At 66.1% G+C, this 24,491-nt stretch carries 23 protein-coding genes; 16 read left to right on the top strand and 7 right to left on the bottom strand.

Features of this window, described 5'->3' with window-relative positions:
• Nucleotides 1–83: 83 nt before the first annotated feature.
• From AC07X6_RS23780 to AC07X6_RS23735, 10 genes are all read left to right on the top strand, one after another.
• On the top strand, nt 84–659 hold the full coding sequence (locus tag AC07X6_RS23780; protein ID WP_046682304.1) for a TerD family protein: 576 nt from the start codon (nt 84–86) through the stop codon (nt 657–659).
• Nucleotides 660–724: 65 nt separating this feature from the next.
• Nucleotides 725–1,441 (top strand): TIGR00266 family protein, encoded by a 717-nt coding sequence (locus tag AC07X6_RS23775; RefSeq protein WP_035826041.1) that lies wholly within the window; start codon nt 725–727, stop codon nt 1,439–1,441.
• Between the two features lie 96 nt (nt 1,442–1,537).
• Nucleotides 1,538–2,575 (top strand): ATP-grasp domain-containing protein, encoded by a 1,038-nt coding sequence (locus AC07X6_RS23770; protein ID WP_494792582.1) that lies wholly within the window; start codon nt 1,538–1,540, stop codon nt 2,573–2,575.
• Complete coding sequence (locus AC07X6_RS23765; protein ID WP_494792581.1) at nt 2,572–3,729, top strand: phosphoribosyltransferase domain-containing protein; 1,158 nt, start codon at nt 2,572–2,574, stop codon at nt 3,727–3,729. The genes AC07X6_RS23770 and AC07X6_RS23765 overlap by 4 nt, the downstream gene beginning before the upstream one ends.
• Entirely contained in the window at nt 3,707–4,459 is a 753-nt protein-coding gene (locus AC07X6_RS23760; RefSeq protein WP_230542288.1) for an HAD family hydrolase, read from the top strand. The genes AC07X6_RS23765 and AC07X6_RS23760 overlap by 23 nt, the downstream gene beginning before the upstream one ends.
• Complete coding sequence (locus AC07X6_RS23755) at nt 4,456–5,562, top strand: cysteine protease StiP family protein (protein ID WP_494792580.1); 1,107 nt, start codon at nt 4,456–4,458, stop codon at nt 5,560–5,562. Before AC07X6_RS23760 ends, AC07X6_RS23755 begins: the two co-directional genes overlap by 4 nt.
• Nucleotides 5,555–6,541, top strand: coding sequence for an HpcH/HpaI aldolase/citrate lyase family protein (locus AC07X6_RS23750; RefSeq protein WP_474290075.1), 987 nt, complete (start codon nt 5,555–5,557; stop codon nt 6,539–6,541). The genes AC07X6_RS23755 and AC07X6_RS23750 overlap by 8 nt, the downstream gene beginning before the upstream one ends.
• Nucleotides 6,538–7,782: a TerD family protein gene (locus tag AC07X6_RS23745; RefSeq protein WP_494792579.1), complete on the top strand. Its 1,245-nt coding sequence runs from the start codon at nt 6,538–6,540 to the stop codon at nt 7,780–7,782. Before AC07X6_RS23750 ends, AC07X6_RS23745 begins: the two co-directional genes overlap by 4 nt.
• Nucleotides 7,783–7,815: 33 nt before the next feature.
• Complete coding sequence (locus AC07X6_RS23740; protein ID WP_494792578.1) at nt 7,816–8,190, top strand: DUF8785 domain-containing protein; 375 nt, start codon at nt 7,816–7,818, stop codon at nt 8,188–8,190.
• A gap of 227 nt (nt 8,191–8,417) precedes the next feature.
• Nucleotides 8,418–9,371, top strand: a complete 954-nt coding sequence (locus AC07X6_RS23735) for a hypothetical protein (RefSeq protein WP_494792577.1) — start codon at nt 8,418–8,420, stop codon at nt 9,369–9,371.
• A gap of 83 nt (nt 9,372–9,454) precedes the next feature.
• Here AC07X6_RS23735 and AC07X6_RS23730 read toward each other — a convergent pair whose 3' ends face one another.
• Both AC07X6_RS23730 and AC07X6_RS23725 read right to left on the bottom strand, forming a co-directional pair.
• Nucleotides 9,455–11,878, bottom strand: coding sequence for a coiled-coil domain-containing protein (locus AC07X6_RS23730; protein ID WP_494792576.1), 2,424 nt, complete (start codon nt 11,876–11,878; stop codon nt 9,455–9,457).
• Nucleotides 11,879–12,003: 125 nt separating this feature from the next.
• Complete coding sequence (locus AC07X6_RS23725) at nt 12,004–13,017, bottom strand: serine/threonine protein kinase (RefSeq protein WP_230542294.1); 1,014 nt, start codon at nt 13,015–13,017, stop codon at nt 12,004–12,006.
• Between the two features lie 103 nt (nt 13,018–13,120).
• Here AC07X6_RS23725 and AC07X6_RS23720 point away from each other — a divergent pair, with 103 nt between their 5' ends.
• The 6 genes from AC07X6_RS23720 (at nt 13,121) to AC07X6_RS23695 (ending at nt 19,428) form a co-directional block, all read left to right on the top strand.
• Complete coding sequence (locus AC07X6_RS23720) at nt 13,121–13,819, top strand: UPF0149 family protein (protein WP_077401213.1); 699 nt, start codon at nt 13,121–13,123, stop codon at nt 13,817–13,819.
• A gap of 77 nt (nt 13,820–13,896) precedes the next feature.
• On the top strand, nt 13,897–14,817 hold the full coding sequence (locus tag AC07X6_RS23715; RefSeq protein WP_494792575.1) for a LysR family transcriptional regulator: 921 nt from the start codon (nt 13,897–13,899) through the stop codon (nt 14,815–14,817).
• A 102-nt stretch (nt 14,818–14,919) separates the two neighbouring features.
• A complete protein-coding gene (locus tag AC07X6_RS23710) occupies nt 14,920–16,458 on the top strand; it encodes an MFS transporter (protein ID WP_494792574.1) in 1,539 nt (512 codons plus the stop codon).
• A gap of 26 nt (nt 16,459–16,484) precedes the next feature.
• The gene (locus tag AC07X6_RS23705) at nt 16,485–17,561 is read left to right on the top strand and encodes an HlyD family secretion protein (protein ID WP_494792573.1); all 1,077 of its coding nucleotides are present in this window, start codon (nt 16,485–16,487) and stop codon (nt 17,559–17,561) included.
• On the top strand, nt 17,558–18,997 hold the full coding sequence (locus AC07X6_RS23700; protein ID WP_494792572.1) for an efflux transporter outer membrane subunit: 1,440 nt from the start codon (nt 17,558–17,560) through the stop codon (nt 18,995–18,997). The genes AC07X6_RS23705 and AC07X6_RS23700 overlap by 4 nt, the downstream gene beginning before the upstream one ends.
• On the top strand, nt 18,994–19,428 hold the full coding sequence (locus tag AC07X6_RS23695; RefSeq protein WP_494792571.1) for a hypothetical protein: 435 nt from the start codon (nt 18,994–18,996) through the stop codon (nt 19,426–19,428). The genes AC07X6_RS23700 and AC07X6_RS23695 overlap by 4 nt, the downstream gene beginning before the upstream one ends.
• Nucleotides 19,429–19,449: 21 nt before the next feature.
• On the opposite strand, the gene AC07X6_RS23690 is transcribed toward AC07X6_RS23695, so the two are convergent.
• The 5 genes from AC07X6_RS23690 to AC07X6_RS23670 form a co-directional block, all read right to left on the bottom strand.
• Complete coding sequence (locus tag AC07X6_RS23690; protein WP_494792570.1) at nt 19,450–20,238, bottom strand: ATP-binding cassette domain-containing protein; 789 nt, start codon at nt 20,236–20,238, stop codon at nt 19,450–19,452.
• 10 nt (nt 20,239–20,248) lie between these two features.
• The gene (locus AC07X6_RS23685) at nt 20,249–21,301 is read right to left on the bottom strand and encodes a FecCD family ABC transporter permease (protein ID WP_494792569.1); all 1,053 of its coding nucleotides are present in this window, start codon (nt 21,299–21,301) and stop codon (nt 20,249–20,251) included.
• Nucleotides 21,298–22,224, bottom strand: coding sequence for a heme/hemin ABC transporter substrate-binding protein (locus AC07X6_RS23680; protein ID WP_494792568.1), 927 nt, complete (start codon nt 22,222–22,224; stop codon nt 21,298–21,300). Before AC07X6_RS23680 ends, AC07X6_RS23685 begins: the two co-directional genes overlap by 4 nt.
• Complete coding sequence (locus AC07X6_RS23675) at nt 22,212–23,309, bottom strand: hemin-degrading factor (RefSeq protein ID WP_494792605.1); 1,098 nt, start codon at nt 23,307–23,309, stop codon at nt 22,212–22,214. The genes AC07X6_RS23680 and AC07X6_RS23675 overlap by 13 nt, the downstream gene beginning before the upstream one ends.
• A 226-nt stretch (nt 23,310–23,535) precedes the next feature.
• Complete coding sequence (locus tag AC07X6_RS23670; RefSeq protein ID WP_230505821.1) at nt 23,536–24,435, bottom strand: DMT family transporter; 900 nt, start codon at nt 24,433–24,435, stop codon at nt 23,536–23,538.
• Nucleotides 24,436–24,491 lie beyond the last annotated feature (56 nt).

Genomic DNA, 24,491 nt, shown 5'->3' with positions numbered 1-24,491 from the left:
CAATTGAGAGAGTAATGGCACGAGCGTCTCATGCGCTCATCCCATGAATGCATGATCGAGTTTAATTTTTTAAGGAGCACCACATGGCAATCAGTTTGCAAAAAGGCGGCAACGTCAACCTGAGCAAGGAAGCACCGAACCTGAAGAAGATCATCGTCGGCCTCGGCTGGGATCCTCGTTCGACGGACGGCGCCACCTTCGACCTTGACGGTAGCGCTTTCCTCCTGAAAAGCGACGGCAAAGTCCGTGGCGACTCTGACTTCATCTTCTACAACAACCTGAAGTCGACCGACGGCTCCGTCGTGCACACGGGCGACAACACGACGGGCGAAGGCGAAGGCGACGATGAACGCATCGAAATCGACCTGACCCGCGTGCCGGCCGACATCGACCGTATCAGCATCACCGTCACCATCCACGACGCCGACGCCCGCCGCCAGAACTTCGGCATGGTTTCGAAAGCCTTCATCCGCTGCCTGAACGCGGAAGGCGAAAAAGAAATCGCCCGCTACGACCTGTCCGAAGACAGCTCGACGGAAACGGCGATGATCTTTGGCGAAATCTACCGCTACAACGGCGAATGGAAATTCAAGGCCATCGGCCAGGGATTCAACGGCGGCCTGGGCCCCCTCGCCCGTTCTTTCGGCGTCAACGCTTGATTTTTTTCATGAGCTAAACGCAGCCGCCTGAATATCCTCAGGCGGCTTTTTTTTGGAGATTTATCATGCCAGTATTTAGTGTCACGGGCGACGTCGATCCCTTCCTCCACGTCAGCATGAAGCAGGGCGAAACCATCTATTGCGAATCCGATGCGATGGTGATGATGGAAACGGCGCTCGATTTGAAGGGCAAAATGACGGGCGGCCTGGGCAGCGCCATCATGCGCCGCTTCGCCAACGGCGAATCGTTCTTCCAGCAGCATATCGAAGCGGTGCGCGGCAGCGGCGACTGCCTGCTCTCGCCCACCCTGCCGGGCGCCATCGAAGTGGTCGACGTGGGCGCGCGCCAGTACCTGCTCAACGACGGCGCCTTTGTCGCCGCCACCTCGGGCACGGAAATGAAGGTGCGCACGCAAAGCATCGGCAACGCGCTGTTCGCGCAGTCGGGCGGCTTCTTCGTCATGGAGACGGCCGGCACGGGGCAAGTGGTGGTGTCGGGCTTCGGCTCCATGTTCCAGCTCGACGTCGAACCGGGCAAGGACGTCGTGATCGACAATTCCCACGTGGTGTGCTGGGACAATAGCCTGAAATACGAGATTTCCGTGACCACGGGCGGCGGTGCCAGCGGCGGCGGCATCGGCGGCTTCCTCGGCAATATCGTCAACAGCGTGACCAGCGGCGAAGGCATCGTGCTGCGCTTTTCCGGCTCGGGCAAGGTGTTCATCTGCTCGCGCAACCGCGATGCATTCCTCAAATGGACGGCCAGCGGCAAGGCCGGCTGATTCCCTCTCTATAAGGCCAGGTTAAGTTTTTCTGGCTACACTGCCCGCGCGCGCACCTGCGCGCCGCTTCCCCCTATTTCCACCCGGTCCCCGTACATGCAAAGAGTCTGGTTCAACAAAACATTTTCCTCGGTCGGCACGGCCATGCGCCTGATCCGCGAAGCCGATATTGCCGCGACCAATGGCGCGCCGCGCTATCACATCGTGTGCAGCAATACGAATGCGCATGCGGCCGCCTTTTTGTCGGCCCACGAATATGTGGTCGAACCGTCGGGACTGACGGGCCACAATTATGTCGAGTGGTGCCTGGAATTTTGCCGCGAGCGCGATATCACGATTTTCTGGCCCGGCAAGGAAGCGGGCCTGATCGGCAGCGCCAGCGCGCGCTTCGCCGCCATCGGCACGCGCGTGCTCAGCGTGGCCAGCGAAGAGACACTGACCTTGATGCACGACAAGGCGCGCTTCTGCGAAGGCCTCGACCTGCCCATGGCGCGCCCGGCCGACTACCGCGCCGTGACCACCATCGCGGAATACGACGCCGCCTACGCCGAACTGCGCCCGCTGCATCGCAAGCTGTGCATCAAACCGTCCGAATCCGTGTATGCGCTGGGCTTTGCCATACTCGATGAAGAGCGCACCAGCGCCCAGTTGCTGCTGGCCGGCGCCGCGTATCAGATCAATGCGCAAGAGCTGCGCAACGGCCTGGCGCAGATGGGTACATTTAAAACCCTGCTGCTGATGGAATACCTCGATGGCCACGAATACAGCGCCGACTGCGTCGCCGACCAGGGCAAGCTCATTTGCGCCGTGCCGCGCAAGAAGCTGCATGGGGGCGGCAGCGGCCAGCTGATCGAACTGCGCGACGACTTGCTGGCCGCCTGCGACAAGCTGGCGCGCGACTACCGCCTGAACGGCGTCTTCAACATCCAGTTCCGCGAAGGCGCGAACGGCCTGGCTTTGTTGGAAATCAACCCGCGCATGTCGGGCGGCATCGGCATGGCGTGTGTGGCCGGCCCCAACCTGCCCTACCTGGCGCTGGCCGGCTTCGACCAGGGCTTTGACAAGCTCGCCGTGCCCGCCATCCGCGAAGGCATGCGCGTGGGCGAAGCCGCCTGCGCCGTGGAGCTGCCATGAACCTCGTCAAGCAGCAGATGCCCACGGGCGAGCTGACCCTGAAAGTGGACGAGGCGCGCTTTCCGCTGGACTGGCTGATCGGCTTTGCCGCGCGCGCCAACGCCAAGCGGGGCTTTTTGTTCCTGTCCAAGGTGCTGGGCAAGCACTGGCCCGTCACGCCGCGCGCCATGCAAGCCATCCACGACGACCTGGCCGCGCAAATCCCCCCCAGCCTGCCCGGTCCCGTCGTCTTCATCGCCATGGCGGAAACAGCCGTCGGCCTGGGCCAGGGCGTGTTCGAGGCGTGGCTGCGCGCCAACCCGAATGGAAAAGCGCTGTTTTTGCACAGCTCGCGCTACCGCGTGGGCACGGTGCCCTTCTTCGAATTCGAGGAATCGCACAGCCACGCCCCGCGCCAGTTTTTGCATTTGTCCGACGCGGCCAGCGCGCTGTTTTCCACGGCGCGCAGCCTGGTGCTGATCGATGATGAAGCATCGACCGGCAACACCTTCGCCAACCTGGTGCAGGTGTGCCGCGCGCGCTATCCGCAGCTGGAAAAGCTGCACCTGGGCGTGATCACCAATTTCATGGGCCAGGCCGCCAACGCGGGCTTGAGTGAGCGTTTCGGCCTGCCCACCACCATCGGCGCGGCGCTGTCCGGCCAGTACGCCTTCCAGGCAGGCGCTGCGCCTGCTCCCGTGGCGGCCAGCGCGCAGCGCTTCGAGGCGAATGCGGAACGGGGCGCCAGCCCCGCCTTCGGGCGCATCGGCGTGGGACGCGCCCTGGTGCCGCCGCAAGGCCTGGCGGTGCAGCTGGCGCAGGAAATCGGCGCCAGCGACTCCGTGCTGGTGCTGGGCACGGGCGAATTCATGCACCCGTCGTTTTTGCTGGCGCGCGAGCTCGAAGCGCTGGGCAAGAACGTGGTGGTGCAATCGACCACGCGCTCGCCCATTTTGTCGTGGGGCTCCGTCGGCCATATCGTCCACTGCGACGACAATTACGGCGAAGGCATCGCCAATTACCTGTACAACGTGGCGCCTGGCCAGTACCAGCACGTGTTCATCTGCCATGAAACCCCGGCCAGCCCGGCCCTCATGCAACTCGCCGGCCAGTTGAATGGCCGCCTGTTCCACTTTCAGTCAGAGACCCAAATTGAAGAAATTCCTGTTTGTTGATCTGGACGACACACTGTTCCAGACCCCGAAAAAATGCCCCGGCGAGACCGACCTGCAGCCGGCCGCCTATCTGAAAAATGGCGACGCCTGCTCGTTTACGACGGCACGCCAGCGCGCCTTCTTTGATTTCGCGCAAAGCGGCATGACCCTGATCCCCGCCACGGCGAGGAATGGCGACGCCTTCCGCCGCGTCGACCTGCCGTTTACCAGCTACAGCGTGCTCGATTACGGCGGCATCGTGCTGCAGCCGGGCGGCGCGCTCGACGCGGGCTGGCTGGCCCTGATGCAAAACGACATGCAGACGGCCTTGCCCGGCCTGCGGGACGCCATGCGCATCATCGACGATTTTCAAATCAAGACGGGCATGCCCTCGCGCGCGCGCCTGATCGAAGACTACAACACGCCGTTCTACATCGTCGTCAAGGACCATGAAGCACGCGGCGAACGCCTGGCCGACATCGAAGAGCAAGTGCTGCAGCAGTGGATCGCCACGGAAGGCAGCGACTACTTCATCCACCGCAACGGCAACAACCTGGCCGTGCTGCCAAAAACCCTGAACAAGGCGCGCGCCGTGGCTTACCTGCGCGCGGAACTGGAAGCCGAACATGGCCCCATCGTCAGCTTCGGCATGGGCGACAGCCGCTCGGACGCGCGCTTCATGGCCGCCTGCGACTACGCCATCATCCCCAACGGCACCCAGCTGGCGGCACTCACGGTGGCGGCGCTATGACGCAAGACACGCAGCATTTCAGCGGCAGCTACCGCCAGGAAGACGTGGAGTTTCTGCTCACGCCGATGGCGCTCGAACCGATTCTCGATTTGGCAGAAAAAGAGCGTTTGATCCAGTCGGGCCAGCGCCACTACAGTGAAATGCTGTCGCCGGAGTCCCTGCCCTCGCCCGCCTACCTGGCCCTGTTCCAGAGCGCGTTCGCGGCCAACCGCCTGCAGATGGCGCGCGACTGCCTGCGCCTGGCCGCCCTGATTGCGGCGCGCCGCACTGGCCCCATCACTTTGGTGTCGCTGGCGCGCGCCGGCACGCCCGTGGGCGTCATCCTGGGCCACTTGCTGCGCCAGGTATTCCAGCGCGCATGCAGCCACTATTCCGTCTCCATCATCCGCGACCGCGGCATCGATGCGAACGCCTTGAAGCACATCCTGGCGCAGGGCCATGCAGCTGAATCCCTCGTCTTCGTCGACGGCTGGACGGGCAAGGGCGTGATTTCGCGCGAACTGCGCCAGACGGTCCACGATTTCAACGCGGCCAATGGCACGGCGATAGACGGCGGCCTGTTCGTGCTGTCCGACCTGGCCGGCACGGCCGCCTGCGCCGCCTCGGCCAGCGACTACCTGATCCCGTCGAGCATCTTGAATGCCACCGTTTCGGGCCTGGTCAGCCGCTCCGTGCTCAACGAAGCCATCGGCCCCGGCGACTTCCACGGCTGCGTGTACTACGCGCAGTTCGAGCAGCACGACCAGTCGCGCGCTTTCGCCGACGGCCTGGTGGCCGACGCCATGGCGATTGCCGCCAGCAGCGGCATCCCGCTGGCCGAAGCGAGCGATGCGCCAGCCATGGCGGCCCGCTCGCAAGCCTACATGGCGGCCGCGCAGCAGCAATACGGCATCAGCGACATCAATCTGATCAAGCCAGGCATCGGCGAAGCGACGCGCGTGCTGCTGCGCCGCGTGCCCGAGCGCCTGATCGTGCGCGACACGAATGCGCCGGACGTGGCACATTTGCTGCTTCTGGCGCAGGAAAAAGCCATACCCGTTACAGTAGAACCGGCACTGCCTTACCAGGCGGTCGCCCTTATCAGGAGCGCAGTCGATGGATAACAACTCCCTACACCCACAAAGTGAGCATAAAGCGGCGCTGGGCGCCTCCATGTATGTGCCGACCACGCACAAGGACTTGCTGGCGATCGCCAATGGCGACAAATTCAGTCATTTGCGTTCGGTCATCCTTTGCACCGAAGACGCCATCGCGGAACGCGACCTCAGTTACGCGCTGTTCAACCTGTCGCTGGCGCTGCAAAACATGGCCGACGAATCGGATACCTTGCGCTTCGTGCGCGTGCGTAACCTTGAGGTGCTGGCGCGCGTGCTGGCCATGCCGGGCGCCGACAAGTTGAGCGGCTTCGTGCTGCCGAAATCGACGCGCCACAACTTCGCCGCGTATTTCGACCTCGTGCGCCACACGCATCATTTGCTGATGCCGACCTTGGAAACGGCGGAAGTGTTCGACGACGAGGAAATGAAGCAGTTCCGCATCATTTTGTCGGCGCCGGAAGTGCGGCGCCGCATCCTGGCCCTGCGCATCGGCGGCAACGATTTATTGGCCCTGCTGGGCCTGCGCCGCCCCACCAGCGGCACCATCTACCAGACGCCGCTGGGGCAGGTCATCGGCCGCCTGGTGACGATCTTCAAGCCGCACGGATTCCAGTTGACGGCGCCCGTCTTCGAGCACCTGTCGCAGGGCAGCTGGCTCGACGCCGAAGTGGCGCAGGACATGGCGCACGGCATGATCGCCAAGACGGCCATCCACCCTGACCAGGTGCCGCAGATCGAGCGCCACTACCAGGTGGCGCAGTCGGACATCGAGCTGGCGCTGCGCATCATCGACCCGGACAGCCCGGCCGTGTTCCGCATGCAGGAATCGATGTGCGAAGTGGCCACGCACAGCAGCTGGGCCCTGCGCATCATCGAGCAGGCGCGCCTGTTCGGCATCCGCCACGCGGCCGACAACGCCGCCGCGCACCTGCCGACTATCTCATTGACTCAACTCTCAAGCGACGAAGGGATTGCACGACCATGACCAATTTCACACGCGGACAAAAAGGCAAACTGGCTGACCTGGGCTTGAATGGCCCGTTTGCCGTCACGCTCGATATCGTATCGGGTTCGATGGAAGTGGACGTCAGCTGCTTCGGCGTCGATGCGGCCGGCAAGCTGTCGGACGACCGCTACATGGTGTTCTACAACCAGAAAAGCGCGCCGGACAACGCCGTCACGGTGGACTTGAACGGCCCCCGCTCCACCTTCCAAGTGGACCTCTCCCGCCTGCCCGCCTCGATCGACAAGCTGGTCTTCACGGCGGCGACGGAACAGGGCAGCATGCGCGCGCTGGGCAATTCCAGCATGGCGCTGGGCCAGGCAGCCACGTTTGCCTTCACGGGCACGGACTTCCAGGATGAGAAAGCCGTCATCATCGGTGAACTGTATCGCCGCGACGGCAGCTGGCGCTTCGGCGCCGTGGGCCAGGGTTTCGCGGGCGGCCTGGCGGCGCTGCTGAAGCACTTCGGCGGCAGCGAGGCAGCGCAATCTTCTCCGTCGCCGGCTCCCGTGCCTGCGCCGGCGCCAGCGGCCCCGCCGCCGGCGAATAAAATCTCGCTCTCAAAAATTCGCCTGGAAAAGCGCGGCGACAAGATCTCGCTCGACAAGCGCGACAGCGGCGGCTATGGCCGCATCCGCGTCAACCTGAACTGGAACCAGAACGCGTCGCAAGGCCAGGCGCCCGCCTCGAAACTGGACACGGGCTTCCTCGGCAAGCTGTTCAACAAACCGGCCGGCCGTTCGGGCGGCATCGACCTCGACATCGGCTGCCTGTTCGAAATGAGCAATGGCGCCAAGAGCGCCGTGCAGGCGCTGGGCAACAGCTGGGGCGCCTACGACCGCCCGCCGTACATCCACCTGGAAGGCGACGACCGCACGGGCAGCGTCAGCAGCGGCGAAAACATCTTCATCAACGGCACCCATTTCGACCAGATCAAGCGCGTGCTCGTCTACGCCTTCATCTACGAGGGCGTGCCGAACTGGGCCGCCACGGATGGCGTCGTGACGATCGAGATCCCGGGCCAGCCGACGGTGGAAGTGCGCCTCGACAGCGACAGCCAGCACGCCATGTGCGCCATCGCCATGCTGGAAAACCACGGCGGCAACCTGCAGGTGACAAAATTGGTGGAATACTTCGGCGGCCAAGGTAAAATCACGGCGCACCAGGCCATGGATGAAAGATATAACTTTGGCCTGAACTGGAAAGCCGGCCGGAAAGACTAACTCTTTCTCCAACTAAACAAATCACCCCTTAACATGACCCCTACGACCAAAAAAGTCACCTTCGCCTTCGCCATCTTCCTCGTGGGCGGCTTCCTGCTGCTGGCAGCCTACACGTGGATGGCCCTGAGCTTCTCGTACTCGGAAGGCGAACGGGCGGGCTACCTGCAAAAGTTCTCCAAGCGGGGCTGGATTTGCAAGACGTGGGAAGGGGAATTGCTGCTGACGGCGCTGCCCGGCACCATCCCGGAAAAATTCCAGTTCAGCGTGCGCGACGAGGAAGTGGCGAAGCAGTTGACGGCCGCGGCCGGCAAGCGCATCCTCGTCACCTACAGCCAGCACAAGGGCGTGCCCACGCAATGCTTCGGCGAGACGGAATATTTTGCCGATAAAGTCGTCCTGAGTCAGTAATACCGTCATTCCAGCAGCATCGCGCCGGCCAGCCACACTCGCGCCGGCGCCCCTCCCCGCTCTCCAGCCGCATGGCGCGCCTCACACATTCCCGCTTTCTTATACACTATCGCAATTAGTTCTGACTGGAACTGTTCATTGCTGTAGTAAAAACACGCGATGCTTGCGCTAGCGCAGTACGTCCAGCCAGCCCGCCGTTAGCGAGCATCACCACGACCGGAAATACCATGCGCATACGCCCCGCCGCCCTGGCCTTGCTGGCCGCCTCGCTCCCCCTGTCCGCCCAGGCACAGGACATCTCCGGCATGGCCGGTGCCCTGAAAGTCAGTTCGACCAAGGAGCGCACCTTTGTCGCCGCCGTCAGCTACACGCAGCCGGTGGGCGACTACAACGCCATGAGCCTGTCCTACATCAATGAGGGCCATCCGCAAGACCATCACCGCGACGGCATGGCGGGCCAGTTCTGGCTGCGCACGAAAAAGGTGGAGCAGGGGCTGATGCTGGGCGCCGGCGCGGGCCGCTATTTTTTCTTCGATACGGCCAGGACCGACGACGGCCTGCACAATTTCGACAATGACCATGGCTGGGGTTCCATCGTCAGCCTGCAGGCGCGCTGGCAGTTCGACAACCGCTGGTATGCGCAGGCACAGCTCAACCGCATCAAGCCCGACGGCAAGGACAACACCACGCACCTGCTGATCGGCGCGGGCTACCGCTATGACGGCGTGCCGGGCGCCAAGCTGCACTTGCAGAACTGGGCGCACGACGACACCTTGACCTTATCGACAGGCCACACCATCGTCAACAGCTTGCGCTCGGAGTCCTCGCGCCCGTTCACGCTGGAATACCGGCGCGCGGCGGGAAAATACGTGGACTGGACCGTCACCGCCCTCGATGAAGGCGACACGGACCTGGCGCACCGGCGCGGCGTGGCCGCCCAGCTGTGGCTGATCCGCTCGCTCAATGAAAAGGTGGAATTCGGCATGGGCGGCGGCCCCTACCTGGCATGGGATGGACGCGACACCCAGGGCCACAGCACGCGCCTGACGGGCTTGCTGTCAGCCGTGGCCCGCTACCACGTCGACCGCCGCTGGGTGGCGCACGTGGCGTGGAACCGGGTCATCACCGATTATCACCGCGATGCGGATGTGATTTTGGTGGGGGTGGGACGGAAGTTTTGATGGGAATACGGACGCAACCCAAACCTGGGACTGGGGTCGGACCCTGAGGGTCCGACCCCGGCTGTTATCGGGTTTTCAGGCTCTCAGCGCGAACGCCAGACGGCGCCAGCTTCGTTAGGCTGCGTCAGGCGCTCGATCACTTCGCGCGTCAGACTGGCCGAACTCACCTGTTCGGCTTTCGCGCGGGCGGCGCTCAAGGAGCTGGAAAAGACGGTTTGCGGCTGCTCCAGGCTGGCGCGCAGGGCCGCCAGTTCGCGCTCCTGCTGCTGCGCGCGCTCCGTATCCCGTTCCAGCAACTGCTGCTTGGCCTCGGCCATCGCGCGCGTCGTGTCGGCCGCCTTGCGCTGCAGGGCCGCATGTGCCTGGGCACTGGCCAGCAAGGCTTGCTGCGCGTCGAGTTTCTCGCTGGCGGCCTGCTGCGCAGCCAGTTCCAGCTGTTCGCGCTGGCGCATGGCGTCGAGCGCCTGCTGTTCCATGCCGGCGCGCGCTTCGGCAGCCGCCGTCGCCTGCTTTTCCGCTTCCAGGCGGCCGGCGATGGCGTTCGACGCGCGTTCCTCGGCGGCCGTCGTCTGGCGCTGCTGCACCAGTTTTTGCGCGATCAGCGCCAGCGACTCGCGCTCGGCCGCGACGAAATCGCGCTCGGATGCCAGCAGCGCTTCGGCAGCTTGCGCCTTGTCTTCTTCCACGCGGGCGCGCTCGCTATGCACTTGTCCCAGTTCCACGGCCAGGCGCGCCTGCGCCTGCACGGCTTGCGCGGCAGCGGCCTTTTTTTCGCCTTCGACCAGCGCCTGGTCCATCAGGATGCGGATGGCGTCGGCTTCCTTTTGCGCCGCTTCCCGCAAAGCCTGTTCGGCGGCGTGCTGGCCGCGCAGCAGTTCCGCTTGCGCGCCTTCGGCGGCGATGCGCTCCTGCGCCGCGTTGCACGCCAGCGCTTCCGCTTCCAGTTTTTCTTTCAGGGCGGCGATGGCGGCCTGTTCGGCAGTCAGGCGCTCCTGCTCCGCCTGCTGCAACTGCTCCGCCTGCCGTGCTTTTTCCTGCGCCAGTTGCGCTGCCTGCGCCTGCGCGGCCAAAGTCGCCTTGCCGGCATCGACTTCGGCCTGCTCGGCTTCGTTCTGGCTGGCGGCCAGTTCCGACGCCTGGCGCGCCAGTCCGGCGCGTTCCTGCGCCAGGCTGGCGGCGCGCTGCTGTTCTTCCAGTTCGCGGGCTGCCGCCACGGCGGCTGCCTGCTCGGCCGCTTCGCGGGCCTTGGTCTGTTCCAGTGCGGCCGTTTCCGCTTCCAGCTTGGCGTGGCCGGCGATTTCCGCGTCCTGTTCGGCGGTCACGCGGGCCAGCGCCACGGCGCGCAGCTGGCGGTCCACCTCGATGCGCGCCTCGGTGGCTGCCAGGATGCGCACGTCGGCATCGCGGCGCGCCTGCGCGCTGGCCACGGCGACCATTTCCAGGCGCTCGCGGTGGATGGCCGCGTCGCGCAATTCCTTTTCCGTCTGCAGGCGCAAACGCAGCGATTGCGCCGCATGGCGCTCCGATTCCGCCTGCGCCAGGGCGATGGCTTCGCGTTCCTGCTCCAGGTGCGCCAGCGCGCGCGCTTCTTCCAGGGCGCGCACTTCGGCGGCGGCGCGGTTGAAGGCCGATTCCAGCGCGATCTGGTCGGCGCGCTCGCGCTGCACCGTCAAGTCCAGCGCTTCGCTTTCCGCTTCGGCCAGCATCTGCGCCGTCTGGCGCGCGCCGTGGGCGTGGCGCTCGCGTTCGCGGGCCAGCACGGCGACACGGGCGTCCGCCGAGGCGATGCCCACCATTTCTTCCTTGGCCGCCTGCACGGCGGCGACGCGCTCGACGGCCTGCAGGCGCGCCTGCTCCGTCTGCACCTGCAATTCCTCGGCGGCGCGGGCGGCCTGCTCGGCCAGTTCCGACTGCACCGCCACCTGCTCGCTGGCGCGCAAGCGGCTTTCCTGCTCGGCGCGGGCGCGCTGTTCGGCGGCCAGGCGGATTTCATTATCGGATTCCACGCGGGCGCGCAGTTCGGCCGTTTCCTGCTTGACGGCTTCCAGGCGGGCCACGCTGGCTTGCGCGGCGGCGCGCATGGTGTCCAGGCGTTCGCGGTTGGCGGCAATCGCCTCTTCGGCGGCCTGCGCATTCTGCTGCGCGGCGGCGGCGGCGGCCGCGTCGATGGCGGCGCGGTCCTCGGCCAGCGAGCGCACGCGCGCCTCGGCCAGCGCGCGGCTCTCGGCGGCGCAGGTGGCCTTCGCTTCCGCTTCCACGCGGGCAATCGCCTCGTGGATGGCTTTCAATTCCATTTTCTGGCGTTCGGCGGCGGGCGCCTTGATGTCGGCTTCGGCTGACGGCTCGGCTTGCGGTTCGGGCGTGATGGCGACAGCCGGCGCTTCCGCCTTGCGCTCCAGGTCCTTGAAATCATGCAGCGAAACGATGCTGTCCTGGTCGAACTCATCGTCGGCGGAATACGCGACGGTGAGGGAGGCGGCCTGGCGCTGATTTTGCTGTGCTTGCATGATTTCTCGCTTATTCGGGTTAATTCCGTTGCTTATGGGAATTTATTACCACCATTATCGAACAGGCATGCACAAATCAGCGCGGCAAGAAGAAGGACGTTTACCGCCCTTTTCCCACGTTTAGGTCAAATGGGCCAGAGCGGCGCTTCGTCCATCAAGGCCACCTGCTCGCGCAGTTCCAGGATGCGGTCCTGCCAGTAGCGCTGCGTGTTAAACCACGGGAAGGCGACGGGGAAGGCGGGATCGTCCCAGCGGCGCGCCAGCCAGGCCGAATAATGGATCAGGCGCAGGGTGCGCAGCGCTTCGACCAGGTACAGCTGGCGCGGGTCGAAGTCGCAGAAATCCTCGTAGCCGGCCAGGATGTCGCTCATCTGGCGCACCTGGTCGCCGCGTTCGCCCGACAGCATCATCCACAGGTCCTGGATGGCCGGACCCATGCGGCTATCGTCGAAATCGACGAAATGGGGGCCGGCGTCCGTCCACAGCACGTTGCCGCCATGGCAATCGCCGTGCGTGCGCAGCACGGCCACGTCGCCCGCGCGGTCATAGCAGCGCTTGACGCCGTCGAGCGCCTGCTGCGCCACGCTGGAATAGGCGGCCAGCAGTTCGGGCGGCAAAAAATTACCTTCTAGCAAGAATTCGCGCGGTTCGACGCCAAACGTCTGGTGATCGAGGGCCGGGCGTTCCTTGTAGGCGGACAGCGCGCCGACGGCGTGGATGCGGCCGATGAAGCGCCCTATCCATTCCAGGGTCGCCGGGTCGTCCAGCTCGGGCGCGCGGCCGCCGTGGCGGGGGAAGACGGCAAAGCGGAAGCCCTGGTACTGGTGCAGGGTGCTGCCGTTGATGGCCAGCGCCGGCACCACCTGGATTTCGCGCTCGACCAGTTCGGACACGAACGCGTGTTCTTCCAGGATGGCGGCGTCGCTCCAGCGTTCGGGACGGTAAAACTTGGCCACCAGGGGCGCGCTATCCTCGATGCCCACCTGGTAGACGCGGTTTTCATAGCTGTTCAGCGCCAGCAGGCGGCCGTCGCCGCGCAAGCCCACGCTGTCGAGGGCGTCGAGCACGCAATCGGGGCTCAGTGCGGAAAAGGGATGGACGGGCCGGTCGTCCTCGTGCGGCTGGTTTTCATTGTGCATAAGCGACATTGTAAGGCGCGCGCGGGCCGCCGGTGCAAACACTTCGGTGATGAAGCGCCGCAAGGCGTATACTGGCGGCTTACATTCAATCAAAGAGCAAGCCATGCAACTCGAACAGCCATTATCAGAAAAAGAATTCGACGAATTAGACCAATTCCTGTTGTCGGACCGGTGCTCCGAAGACGCCATGACCATGGATATGCTGCACGGCTATCTGACGGCCGTCGCCATCGGCCCGGAACCGATCATGCCGGCCGAGTGGTTGCCGCGCGTGTGGGGCGAAGATGCCGAAGATGCGCCGAAATTCAAGAACAGCAAGGAAGAAGAGCGCATCGTCAACCTGATCATGCGCTTTATGAACGAAGTGCTGGTGACGTTTGAAGTGGCGCCGAAGGAATTCGAAGCCCTGTTCGTCGAACACGACTACGAGGGCCAGACCCTGATCGACGCCGAAGCCTGGTGCTGGGGCTTCTGGGACGGCATGGAACTGCGTCCGGGTTCGTGGAACGAAATCTGGGATTCCGAAGTGGCCGAACTGATGCAGCCGATCTACCTGCTGGGCGCCGACGAAATCAAGGAAGAAGAGCTGAAACTGGTGGAAGACCCGGTCAAGGCGCACAAGCTGGCGCAGGAACTGGAAGCGAACCTGCCGGCCATCCACCGTTTCTGGGTGCCGCGCCGCAAGGCTCCCGTGCAAACCATGAAGCGCGAAGAGCCGAAAGTGGGCCGCAACGACGACTGCCCTTGCGGCAGCGGCAAGAAGTTCAAGAAATGCTGCGGCGCCGAGCCGGCAGCCGAGTAATACCGCAATAGCATCCCCGCTGCGCCGGCGTCCTGCCGGCGCAGCGCTGGCGCTGGCCCCCGGGCTATAATCGCCGCATGAAACTCCCCGACCTGAACCTGCTCGTCGCCCTCGACATCCTGCTCGAGGAAGGCAGCGCCGTGGCCGCGGCGCGGCGCATGAACCTGAGCGCGCCGGCCATGAGCCGCACCCTGGCGCGCATCCGCGACGCCATCGGCGACCCCGTCTTCGTGCGCTCCGGGCGCGGCCTGGCGCCCACCCCGCGCGCGCTGGAATTGCGCGAGCAGGTGCGCGGCGTGGTGGAGCAGGCGCACGCCATCTTCACTTCCGGCCGCGAAGTGGACTTGCGCACGCTGGAACGCACCTTCAGCCTGTGCGCCAACGACGTGTTTGTCGGCGCGTATGGCGGCAAGCTGCGCGACCTGCTGGCCAGCCATGCGCCGCACACGGTGCTGCGCTTCGTGCCCGAAGGCGATGGCGCCACGGAAAACGACGCCCTGCACGCGGGCCGCATCGACCTGTACATCAGCGCGCGGCGCGCCTTTGCGCCCGACATCAAGCTGCAGCAGCTGTTTAGCAGCGGCTTTGTCGGCATTGCCCGCAGCGACCACCCGATCTTCGACGGCCCCGTCAACCTGGACAGCTTTACCGAATACGAGCATATCAGCGTCTCGCGGCGCGGCCTGGCGCGCGGCCCGTTCGACACGGCCCTGGCCGAGCGGGGCTACATGCGCCGGGTTTCGCTGATCAGCCCCAACTTCCAGTCCGCCATCTTCGCCGTGGCCGATTCGCGTCTGCTGCTGCCGCTGATGCCCACGCCCCTGCTGCCCATCGTCGAGCGCCTGGGATTGAAACTGCGCACCTTCCAGCTGCCGATTCCCGTCGACAGCGTCGAGGTGATGCAGGCCTGGCACCCGCGCCTCGACCACGACCATGCGCACCGCTGGCTGCGCCGCATGATCAAGGAGCTATGCGGCAGCGCACTCCCTGGCACCTGAATAATTGCGCCAGACGCAATTCAGACTTCATTAATTATCAATTTTCACAAGATTAACGGCTACCTATACTGCGTGGACTGATTCTCATCCACGGAGTTCCCTGTGTCCGCTGTACTGCTACCCGGCGCCGTCCCGACGGCGCCGCCTCCCCCTACACCGCCCATTTTCGGTCTGCGCCTGGCCACGGGCCTGGCCGGCGTGCTGCTGGCCGTGCTGGTGTCCGGCCTGAATGAAAACATCACCAAGGTCGCGCTGGCCGACATCCGCGGCGCCATGGGCATCGCGCGCGACGACGCCAGCTGGCTCGTCGCCCTGTATGCGGCCGCGTCGGTGTCGGCCATGGCATTTGCGCCGTGGTGCTCCGTCACCTTCTCGCTGCGCCGCCTGACGGCCGCCGCCATCATCGTCTGCATGGCCGCCGGCGTGCTGTGTCCGTTCGCGCCGAACCTGTCCGTGCTGATCGTCCTGCGCGTGGTGCAGGGCGCGGCCGGCGGCGCCCTGCCGCCCATGCTGATGACGGTGGCGCTGCGCTTCCTGCCGCCGAACATCAAGCTGTATGGCCTGGGCGGCTATGCGCTGAGCGCCACCTTCGGCCCCAGCCTGGGCACGCCGCTGGCCGCCTTCTGGACCGAGTACCTGGGCTGGCGATGGGCCTTCTGGCAAGTCGTCCCGGGCAGCATCGTCGCGCTGCTGATGGTGTCCTGGGGCTTGCCGCAAGACCCGCTGCGCCTCGAACGTTTCCGTCAATTCGACTGGCGCGGCCTGCTGCTGGGCCTGCCCGCCATCAGCATGCTGGTGGTGGGATTGCTGCAGGGCGAGCGCCTGGCGTGGTTCGCCTCGCCCCTGATCTGCGTGCTGCTGGGCGGCGGCCTTCTGCTGCTGGTATTGTTCTTTATCAATGAATGGTCGCATCCGCTGCCGTTCTTCAAGCTGCAGCTGCTGTCGCGGCGGAACCTCAGCCATGCCCTGCTGACCCTGGGCGGCGTGCTGTTCGTGCTGCTGGCCGTGATCCTGATTCCCTCGTCCTACCTGGCGCAGGTGCACGCCTACCGCCCGCTGCAGACGGCGCCCGTGATGCTGATGGTGGCGCTGCCGCAGCTGGTCGCCCTGCCGCTGGTGGCCGCCCTGTGCAATCTGCGCGCCGTCGACTGCCGCTGGGTGCTGGCCATCGGCCTGGCCCTGCTGGCCCTGTCCTGCGTGCTGGGCGCGCGCATGTCGCCGGACTGGATACGCACGCATTTCTACCTGCTGCAGGCGGTGCAGATCTTTGCGCAACCGATGGCCGTGATTCCCTTGCTGCTGCTGGCCACCACGGGCCTGGCGCCGCAGGACGGCCCTTTCGCCTCGGCCTGGTTCAACACCATCAAGGGCATGTCGGCCGTCGTCGCCACCGGCGTGCTCGACGCGCTGATCACGCGCCGCAACCATTTTCATTCGACGGTGCTCAGCGAGCGCCTGGGCAACCTGCCCGGCGCCGTGGACATGGCGGGTTTGGGTCCTGGCTTGAGCGCGCGCATGCATGCGCAAGTCGTCACCCTGACCTCGTCCGACCTGTACCTCACCGTGGCCGCCATCGCGCTGGCCATGATTGTGATCATTCCCATCCTGCCGACGCGCGTCTATCCGCCGCGCGCAGCCTGACTTTTATTTCAAGAAAGAGCATCCCCATGCAAACAACCATACTGCGCTCACGCGCATTTCTTCTCGGCCTGGCCCTGCTGGCCTGCGCCCTCGCCTTTTGTGCCTGGCAACTGCTGTTTTCGCCCAGCGAAGAACAAGGCACCGACGACGCCTTCGTCAGCGCCGACTACACCGTGCTCTCCCCCAAGGTGGGCGGCATCGTGCGGGAAGTGCTGGTGGAAGACAACCAGACTGTCAAGGCGGGTCAGCTGCTGGCGCGCATCGACGACCGCGACTACCAGGCCGCCGCCGCCTCGGCCCGCGCCGAGGTAGCCGGCGCCGAAGCGCAGCTGGCGAATGCCCGCGCCACCTTGCAGCGCCAGCAATCGGTGATCGAGCAAGCCACGACCCTGGTGGACGCCAATCAGGCGGAAGACAAGCTGGCGCAGCAGGAACTGGCCCGCTCAACGCACCTGGCCGGCCAGGGCGCGGGCAGCGTGCAAAACGCGCAGCAGGCGCAATCGCGCTTCGACGTGAGCCGCGCGCGCCTGGCGCAAAACCGCGCCGCCCTCGTCGCCACCCGCAAGCAGACGGACATTTTGCAGGCGCAGCAAGGCGCGGCCGAAGCGGCCCTGCTGCGCGCCCGCGCCAGCCTGCAGCGGGCCGAACTTGATTTGTCGCATACGCAGCTGCGCGCCCCCATCGACGGCATCGTGGGACGCCGCGCCGTGCGCGTCGGCGCCCTGGTGGCGCCCGGCGCCAGCCTGATGGCCGTGGTGCCCCTGAACCGCAGCTTCGTCGTCGCCAACCTGCAGGAAACGCAGCTGACGCACGTGCGCCAGGGGCAGCGCGCCAGCATCGCCGTCGACGCCTATCCGGGCGTGCTCCTGCGCGGCACGGTGCACAGCATCGCGCCCGCCACGGGCGTGACGTTTGCCGCCATCGCGCCGGAAAACGCCACCGGCAACTTCACCAAGGTGGTGCAGCGCATCCCCGTCAGGATCGCGCTCGATCCGGGCCAGGATGACGGCAGCCGCCTGCGCGTGGGCATGTCGGCCGAAGTGCGCATTAGTACAGCTGCGGCCATGCGCCGTCCAGAAGTGCAACAGGTGAGCGCGCGATGAAAGCACTGATCATTTTCACGGCCCTGGGCCTGGCCGGCTGCGCCAGCGTGGGCAGCGACTTCCAGCCTCCGCACCATAATCTGGGACAGCAATGGCGCCAGGCGCAGGATGCCCGTTTCGCCGCCCGGCAGGTCGCCGTCCTCGAACAGCGCTGGTGGGACGGCTTTGGCGATACCACCCTGTCTTCCCTGCTGCAGCGCGCCGCCGGCACCAACCTCGACGTGCTGGCGGCCGGCAGCCGGCTGGAGCAAAGCCGCGCCGCACGGGGCGTGGCGGGCGCCGCGCAAGGCCCCTCGCTGGGCGCAAATGGCAGCATCAGCCGCGCGCGCAACAGCGAACAAGGCTTGAGCGACCCGTCGCGCAACAACGGCCAGTCCGCCTACAGCCTGTGGCAAGGCAACCTTGATGCGGCCTGGGAGCTGGACCTGTGGGGCCGCGTGCGGCGCGAAGTGGAAGCGGCTGACGCGCATGTCGGCGTGGCGCTGGAAACGCAGCGCGGCGTGCTGCTGGCCGTGCTGGCCGAGACGGCGCGCGACTACATCGAATTGCGCGGCGCGCAGCAGACCCTGGCCATCACGCAGCAGCTGCTCGATATCGCCCGCCATACCCTGAATCTGACCCGCATCCGCCTGCGCGAAGGCGTGGCAACACAGCTCGACGAAGCCGAGGCGGCGGCCCACGTGGCCACCATCGAAGCGCGCCTGCCGCCGCTGCAGCAGCGCGAAGCGCGCCTGGGCAATGCCCTCGCCCTCTTGCTGGCGCTGCCGCCGCAAGGCTTGCGGGCGGAACTGGCGGCGGGCAAGGACATCCCCGCCGTGGCCATGCAGGTGCAGCTGGGCGTGCCCAGCGGCCTGGCCGGGCGGCGTCCCGACATCCGCCGCGCCGAAGCGCAGCTGCACGCGGCCACGGCCGCCATCGGCGTGGCGCAAGGCGATTTTTATCCGCGCATCACGCTGTCGGGCAGCATCGGCCTGCAGGCGATGCAGCTGTCCGACATCGGCTGGGACGCCAAACGCTTTGCCTTCGGCCCCGGCTTCAGCGTGCCCCTGTTCGACGGCGGCCGCCTGCGCGGCAAGCTGCAATTGCGCGAGGCACAGCAGCAGGAAGCGGCCATCGCCTACCGCCAGACGGTGCTGGCCGCCTGGCACGAGGTGGAAGATGCCTTATCTGGCTACCAGGCCAACGAACGGCGCCAGGCCAGCCTCGATGAAGCCGTCAAACAGGGACGCCGCGCGCTGGGCAGCGCGGAACTGCAGTACCGCCAGGGCGGCACGGACTTGCTCAACGTGCTGCATGTGCAAAACACCTTATTGAACAACGAAGCGGCGCTGGTCGACAGCCGCGCCACCGCCTCGCTGTCGCTGGTCCAGGTCTACAAGGCGCTGGGCGGCGGCTGGCAAGCATTTTCAACCACCTCGCAAGGAAGCACGCCATGAAACCGAATCCCGCACATTTTTCCATCCACGACGTCAGCGACTTTCCCGTCGTGCGCTTTCGCCCTGAAACGGCCGTCACCGGCTATGCCCCGCTGTGGGAAAACGATATGGACGCCCTGCTGCGCCACGGCGAACCGTTCGTCATGCTGTTCGAAGCAGAGCGCAGCGACGAAGCGCACGTCGACCGCAAGCGGCGCGGCCTGTGGCTCAAGCATAACAAGGTGGCGCTGGCCGCCATTTGCCGGGGCCTGGTGTCGGTCGAGGCGGACGCGCAGCAGCGCGCGCGCCTGCAGGCGCTGGCGGCCGGCGCCATGAAAGCCTTCGGCATCGTGCAGGAGGTGACGGCCACGCGCGAACAGGCCGATGCCCTGATGGTCTGGCTGCTGGGCAGCGGCCAGATGGCGCGGCCGCGCGCGGCGGACGTGTGGTGAGCGAGTAAATAAATGTGCCGGTCAGGCGGCCCTGCGTATGGCGCTTCTGGCGGGGATGACGCACACGTCGCCGTCGCTGCTGGTCGCCGTCGTCAGGGCGATGCCGTACAGCGCGGCCAGGGCTGGCACGGCGCCGGCATCGCTGGCGATATCGGCCACCAGCTGGCCCGCACGCACCAGCAGCAGCCGCTCGAAGCCCAGCAAGGCGTGGTTGATGTCGTGCAGGATGGCGACGACGGCGTGGCCGCGCGCGGCGCAAAACTGCTGCAGGCTTTCCAGCAGGTCGAATTGCAGGCCGGGATCGAGCGCCGCCAGCGGTTCGTCGACGAGTATCAAGCCATCCTGCACATCCCACATCTGCGCGAAGATGCGCGCCAGCTGCACCCTGGCCTGCTCGCCGCCGGACAGGGTGTCCAGGCGCCGCCCCAGCAAATGCGCGGCGTGCGCCAGGGCGGCCGCCTCCTGCACGATCCGCTCCAGCTGCGGGTCGGCCAGGCGCGCCACCCGTCCCAGGCCGATCACCAGCTCGCACTGCAGTCCGAAGGCCACGTTCGAGCCTTGCGGCAGGACGGCGCGGCGCAGGGCCAGTTCGGCCAGCGGCCACTGCGCCAGCGGCCGTCCCGCGAGCGCCACCTGGCCCGCCTGCGGCCGCAGTTCGCGCGCCATCAGTTTCAACAGGGTCGACTTGCCCGCGCCGCTGGGGCCGAGGATGGCGATGCGCTCGCCGGGCGCCACCCGCACATTGAAGGGGCCGAAATACTGCTGGCCCAGTTGCGTGGTGGCGAACGTGAGTTCCAATAAAGGCGTCATGCCCATCCTTTCAGGCCGTGCCGTGGCGGAAGCGCCGCAACAGCATCAGGAAAAATGGCCCGCCCAGCAAGGCCGTAAAAATGCCGACGGGGACTTCCGCGGGAATGGCCACCGTGCGCGCCAGGGTGTCGGCCGACAGCAGCAGCAAGCCGCCCATCAGCATCGCCAGCGGCAGTACCTTGCGCTGGTCGGCCCCCAGCCAGGTGCGCACCAGGTGCGGCGCGATCAGGCCAATAAAACCGATGCCGCCGCACCAGGCGACGGCAAACCCCGTCAGCACGGCCACCAGCACGATCACCTGCGTGCGCAAGCGGCTCACGTCGACGCCCACGTGCAGCGCCTGCGCCTCGCCCAGCGCCAGCGCGTTCAGGGAACGCATCAGGAAACGCGTGGCCCACAGCGCGCCGGCCAGCACCAGCAGCAGCGCCGCCACCTGGCGCCAGCTGCCGGCCGACAGCGAACCGAGGGTCCAGAAAGTCAGGGTGCGTAATTGATCGTCGCTGGCCAGGTAGATGCACAGTCCCATGACGGCCACCGTGATGGCGTTCAGCGCCACGCCCGTCAGCAGCAGGCCGACGATGGAACCGGGCGTGGCCCAGCGGGCGACCCGGTCGAGCAACACGCAGATGAGCATGGCGCCGGCAAACGCGGCGGCCGGCAGCAGCCACACGCGCAGTTCGGGCGCCACGTGCAGGCTGGCCGCGAAGACGATGGTGGCCGCGCCCGCGCAGGCGGCGCCGCTGCTCACGCCCAGCAGGCCCGGATCGGCCAGCGGATTGCGGAACAGCCCTTGCGTCAAGCCGCCGGCCAGCGCCAGCGCGGCGCCGATCAGGATGGCGAACAGCGCGCGCGGCAAACGGATATGCCACAGCACGTAGGCGCCGCCGGACAGCGCCTCCTCGCCAGACTGAAGCGGCGCCAACCAGTCGGCCAAGGCGACAGGAACGGCGCCGGCCTGCACGGCGACAAGCAAGCCGCCAGCCAGGGCGGCGGCCAGCAGCCCGCCAGCGCCCCAGCGAGGCCAGCGCCAGGGCGCGGCGGAGACCAGGGAGGCCACGTTCATGCGGCCATGGCTTTGGCGAAAGCGGCGTCGAGTTCCGCCAGCGCCTGCGGCATGCGCGGGCCAAAGCCCAGCAGCAGCATGGCTTCCTGCGAGACGATGCGGTGCTTGCGCCCGGCCGGCGTCTGCGCCAGGCCTGGCAGGTTCAAGATGCCGTCCACGCCGCCCGAGGCTTGCAAGCCCTGGTCGGTGACGAGCACGATGTCGGGCCGCGCGGCGATCACGGCTTCGGGCGTCAGCGGCTTGTAGCCGGCAAATCCACCCTGCCCGCCCATCACGTTGACCGCGCCCGCATACGCGAGCATGGCGTCGGCGCCCGTCTCGCGCCCGCCCACCATCACCTGGTTCGGCGCATGGGCGAGGATGAACAGCACGCGCACGGGCGCATGCTGGCGCTGCTGCACCGTGGCCAGGGCGCCGCTCCACTGCTGCTGCAAGGTGTGCGCCAGGCGCGCGGCGGGCTCGGCGCGGCCCGTGATGCGGCCCACCTGCTTTACCCGTTCCAGCAAGCCTTCGAATCGGTTGTTCGCGCTGAGCACCGCTACCGGCACGCCCGCGTCGCGCACCTGGCGCAGCACCGCTTGCGGCCCCGCTTCCTCGGTGGCGATCAGCTGCGTGGGCGCCAGCGACAGCACGCCTTCGGCCGACAGGGTGCGCGCATAGCCGACCTGCGGCAGCTGCCGCGCCACGGCCGGATACAGCGATGTGGTGTCGACGCCCACCAGTTCGCCCTGCGCTTCGAGCGCATAGACGATTTCCGTCAGGGCGCCGCCCACGCTGACGATGCGCCGCGCCTTGGCCAGCGGCTTGCCCGCGTCGGTCACTGCCGCCAGCACCTGCATCGGTGCGGCCAGGGCCAATGCTCCCGCCCCCATCTTTTTCAGCGCGATGCGGCGCGCCACGCTGGCGGCGATCATGCGGCGCATAATTCGCCCTCCTGCGCCACTCTGTCGACGATATGGCGCCATTCGCACAATTCATGCACGCCCGGCTTGCGTTCGCCGAAGAACATGACGATGGTGTCGCCCTTCGCGTCGAACAGTTCCACCGACGTCACCAGGCCGTCGACCGTGGGCTTTTTCACCACCCAGGCGCTGGCGATATGGTCTTCGCGCAAATGCAGGTTGAAGCGCTGGTCGAGGACATTGATCCATGGCCCCATCACGGCGATCTTGTGCACGGGCCCCGAATGGATCTGGATCATGCCGGCATTGCCGACGAAGGCCATGATGGACACCCTTTCGAGGGCGGCATCGTTGAGCAGGTCGAGCACGCAGGATTTGTCGATCTGCTGCACGAAGCGCGCTTCGGCCAGGCGCAGGCCCTGCAGGCGCGAGACCGCATATTTTTTCAGCAAAGTGAAGAATTCGTGCGTGTCGCGCAAGTCGGCCCAGGCGGCGCGAAAACCGGCCACGTCGATCTGCGCATCGGGCAATTCGGCCGGCGCCGGCAGCGGTGCCGTCACGGCGATGCCGGCCGCCTGGTTCGCGTCGGCAAAGCGCGCCACCAGCGCGTCGTAGGCGGCAATATCGCTTTGCGGCTTGAGGAAAATCTTGTGCACGGCGTGGCCGGCCGCATCAAAGAACTGCAGGCTGCGCTGCACTTCCTTCTCACCCCCTTTTTCGTTCACCTCGCGCACGGCAAAGCCATGCGCCCACTGGCGGTAAAACACGCGCAGGTCGATGTCGCCACCGAGCACCAGGCCCACATGGTTGTTGTGGCTGGCTTTTCGGTAGACACCCGTCTTTTCATGCACGCACGAAGCGTTGCGCGTCAGGGCCATGACTTCGCCCAGCGGTTCCAGCGCGGCAATGATGGCGGGCCAGTCGGCCTGCAGGCGCGCGGCGCCCAGCAAGGCGCCATTGGCCAGCGACAGGCCCGCATGCGCGGCGATCAGCTCGCCCTCGGCCATGCCCAGTTCCTCGGCGATGTCGCGGTGGCGGGCCTTCTTTTCGCGGCGCAGGCGGGCAAATTCGCTGGCGACCAGCTCGGTTTTGCAAATAGGGGGCATGCTCGTCACGGTGTCTCCTTTCAAGGCGAACACTGGCTGGCATGGGCTGGCTGGTGGTGGGGGAATCTTGAAGTTAATTATAAATGAGAATCATTCGCAATCAAGACTTATTTGCGTGTGCCTGAGCGCGGGCAAAAAAAAAGCGCCGCGCCAGGAAACCCGTCGCGGCGCCAAAGGAGACCGATCGATACAACTGATCAGTGTTGAGAAAATGTCAGCGTTGAATTCAGGCGCTGGCCTGTACCGCCGGCATGGCCGCCGCCTTGGGCGCGGGGCGCTGCGCCAGCAAGACCACGGCGGCCAGCACCATGGCGCCGCCCAGCAATTGCGTGCCGCTGACGGATTCCTTCAACAGGGTCACGCCGAAGGCCATCGTGATGACGGGTTCAAAGGTGGAAATGATCGAAGCCTTGGCCGCGCCGATCTGCGCCACGCCGGCAAAGAAGGCGGCGATCGCGATGGCCGTCGAGAACAGGGCGATGGCGCTGACGGCCAGCCAGCCCGTCGCCGTGCCCGGCAAGGAAACGCCTTGCCACAGCGCAATTGCACTGTTCGACAGCCCGGCCGTGCCCAAAATCACCACGCAAGCGGCCAATGGGTGAATATTCTCGCGGCTTTTCGACAGGCTGTTGCCGAACAGGATGTACACGGCGTACACGCCGGCGGCCATCAAGGCCAGGGCGATGCCGATGGGCTGGCCCTGCAGCTTGCCGCCCAGGGTGATCGCCATGCCGGCAATGGCCAGCGCCATCAGCACCAGCATGCGCCGGTCCAGCTTTTCCCAGCCCAGCGCCAGCGCCAGGATCGTCACCAGCACGGGATACACGTACAGCAGCATGCCGCACAGGCCGCTGCTGGCATACATGAGGGCATTGAAATAGCCTTGCGACTGGGCCGTGTACATCAAGCCCATCAGCATATAGCCGGCCAGCAGGCGGCCGCGCGGCAAGCGCCAGCCACCGAGCCACACGAGCGGCAGCAACAGCATGGCAGCAATGACGAAACGCAAGGCCAGCATGGTCGACGGGTTGACCCCGGACGCATAGGCCGCCTTGGCAAACACGGCGGAACTGCCGAAACCGGCGGCCGACAGCAACACCAGCGCAACAGCGCGGCGATCAGACATGACTAAACCTCTTTGAGTACGCCTGGGCAAACCTGCTGCGTAGCGCGACGGTTTTC

It is taken from the genome of Janthinobacterium sp. GW460-12-1-14-LB5, from assembly GCF_059423585.1.
This window is presented reverse-complemented; position numbering and strand designations above follow the sequence as displayed.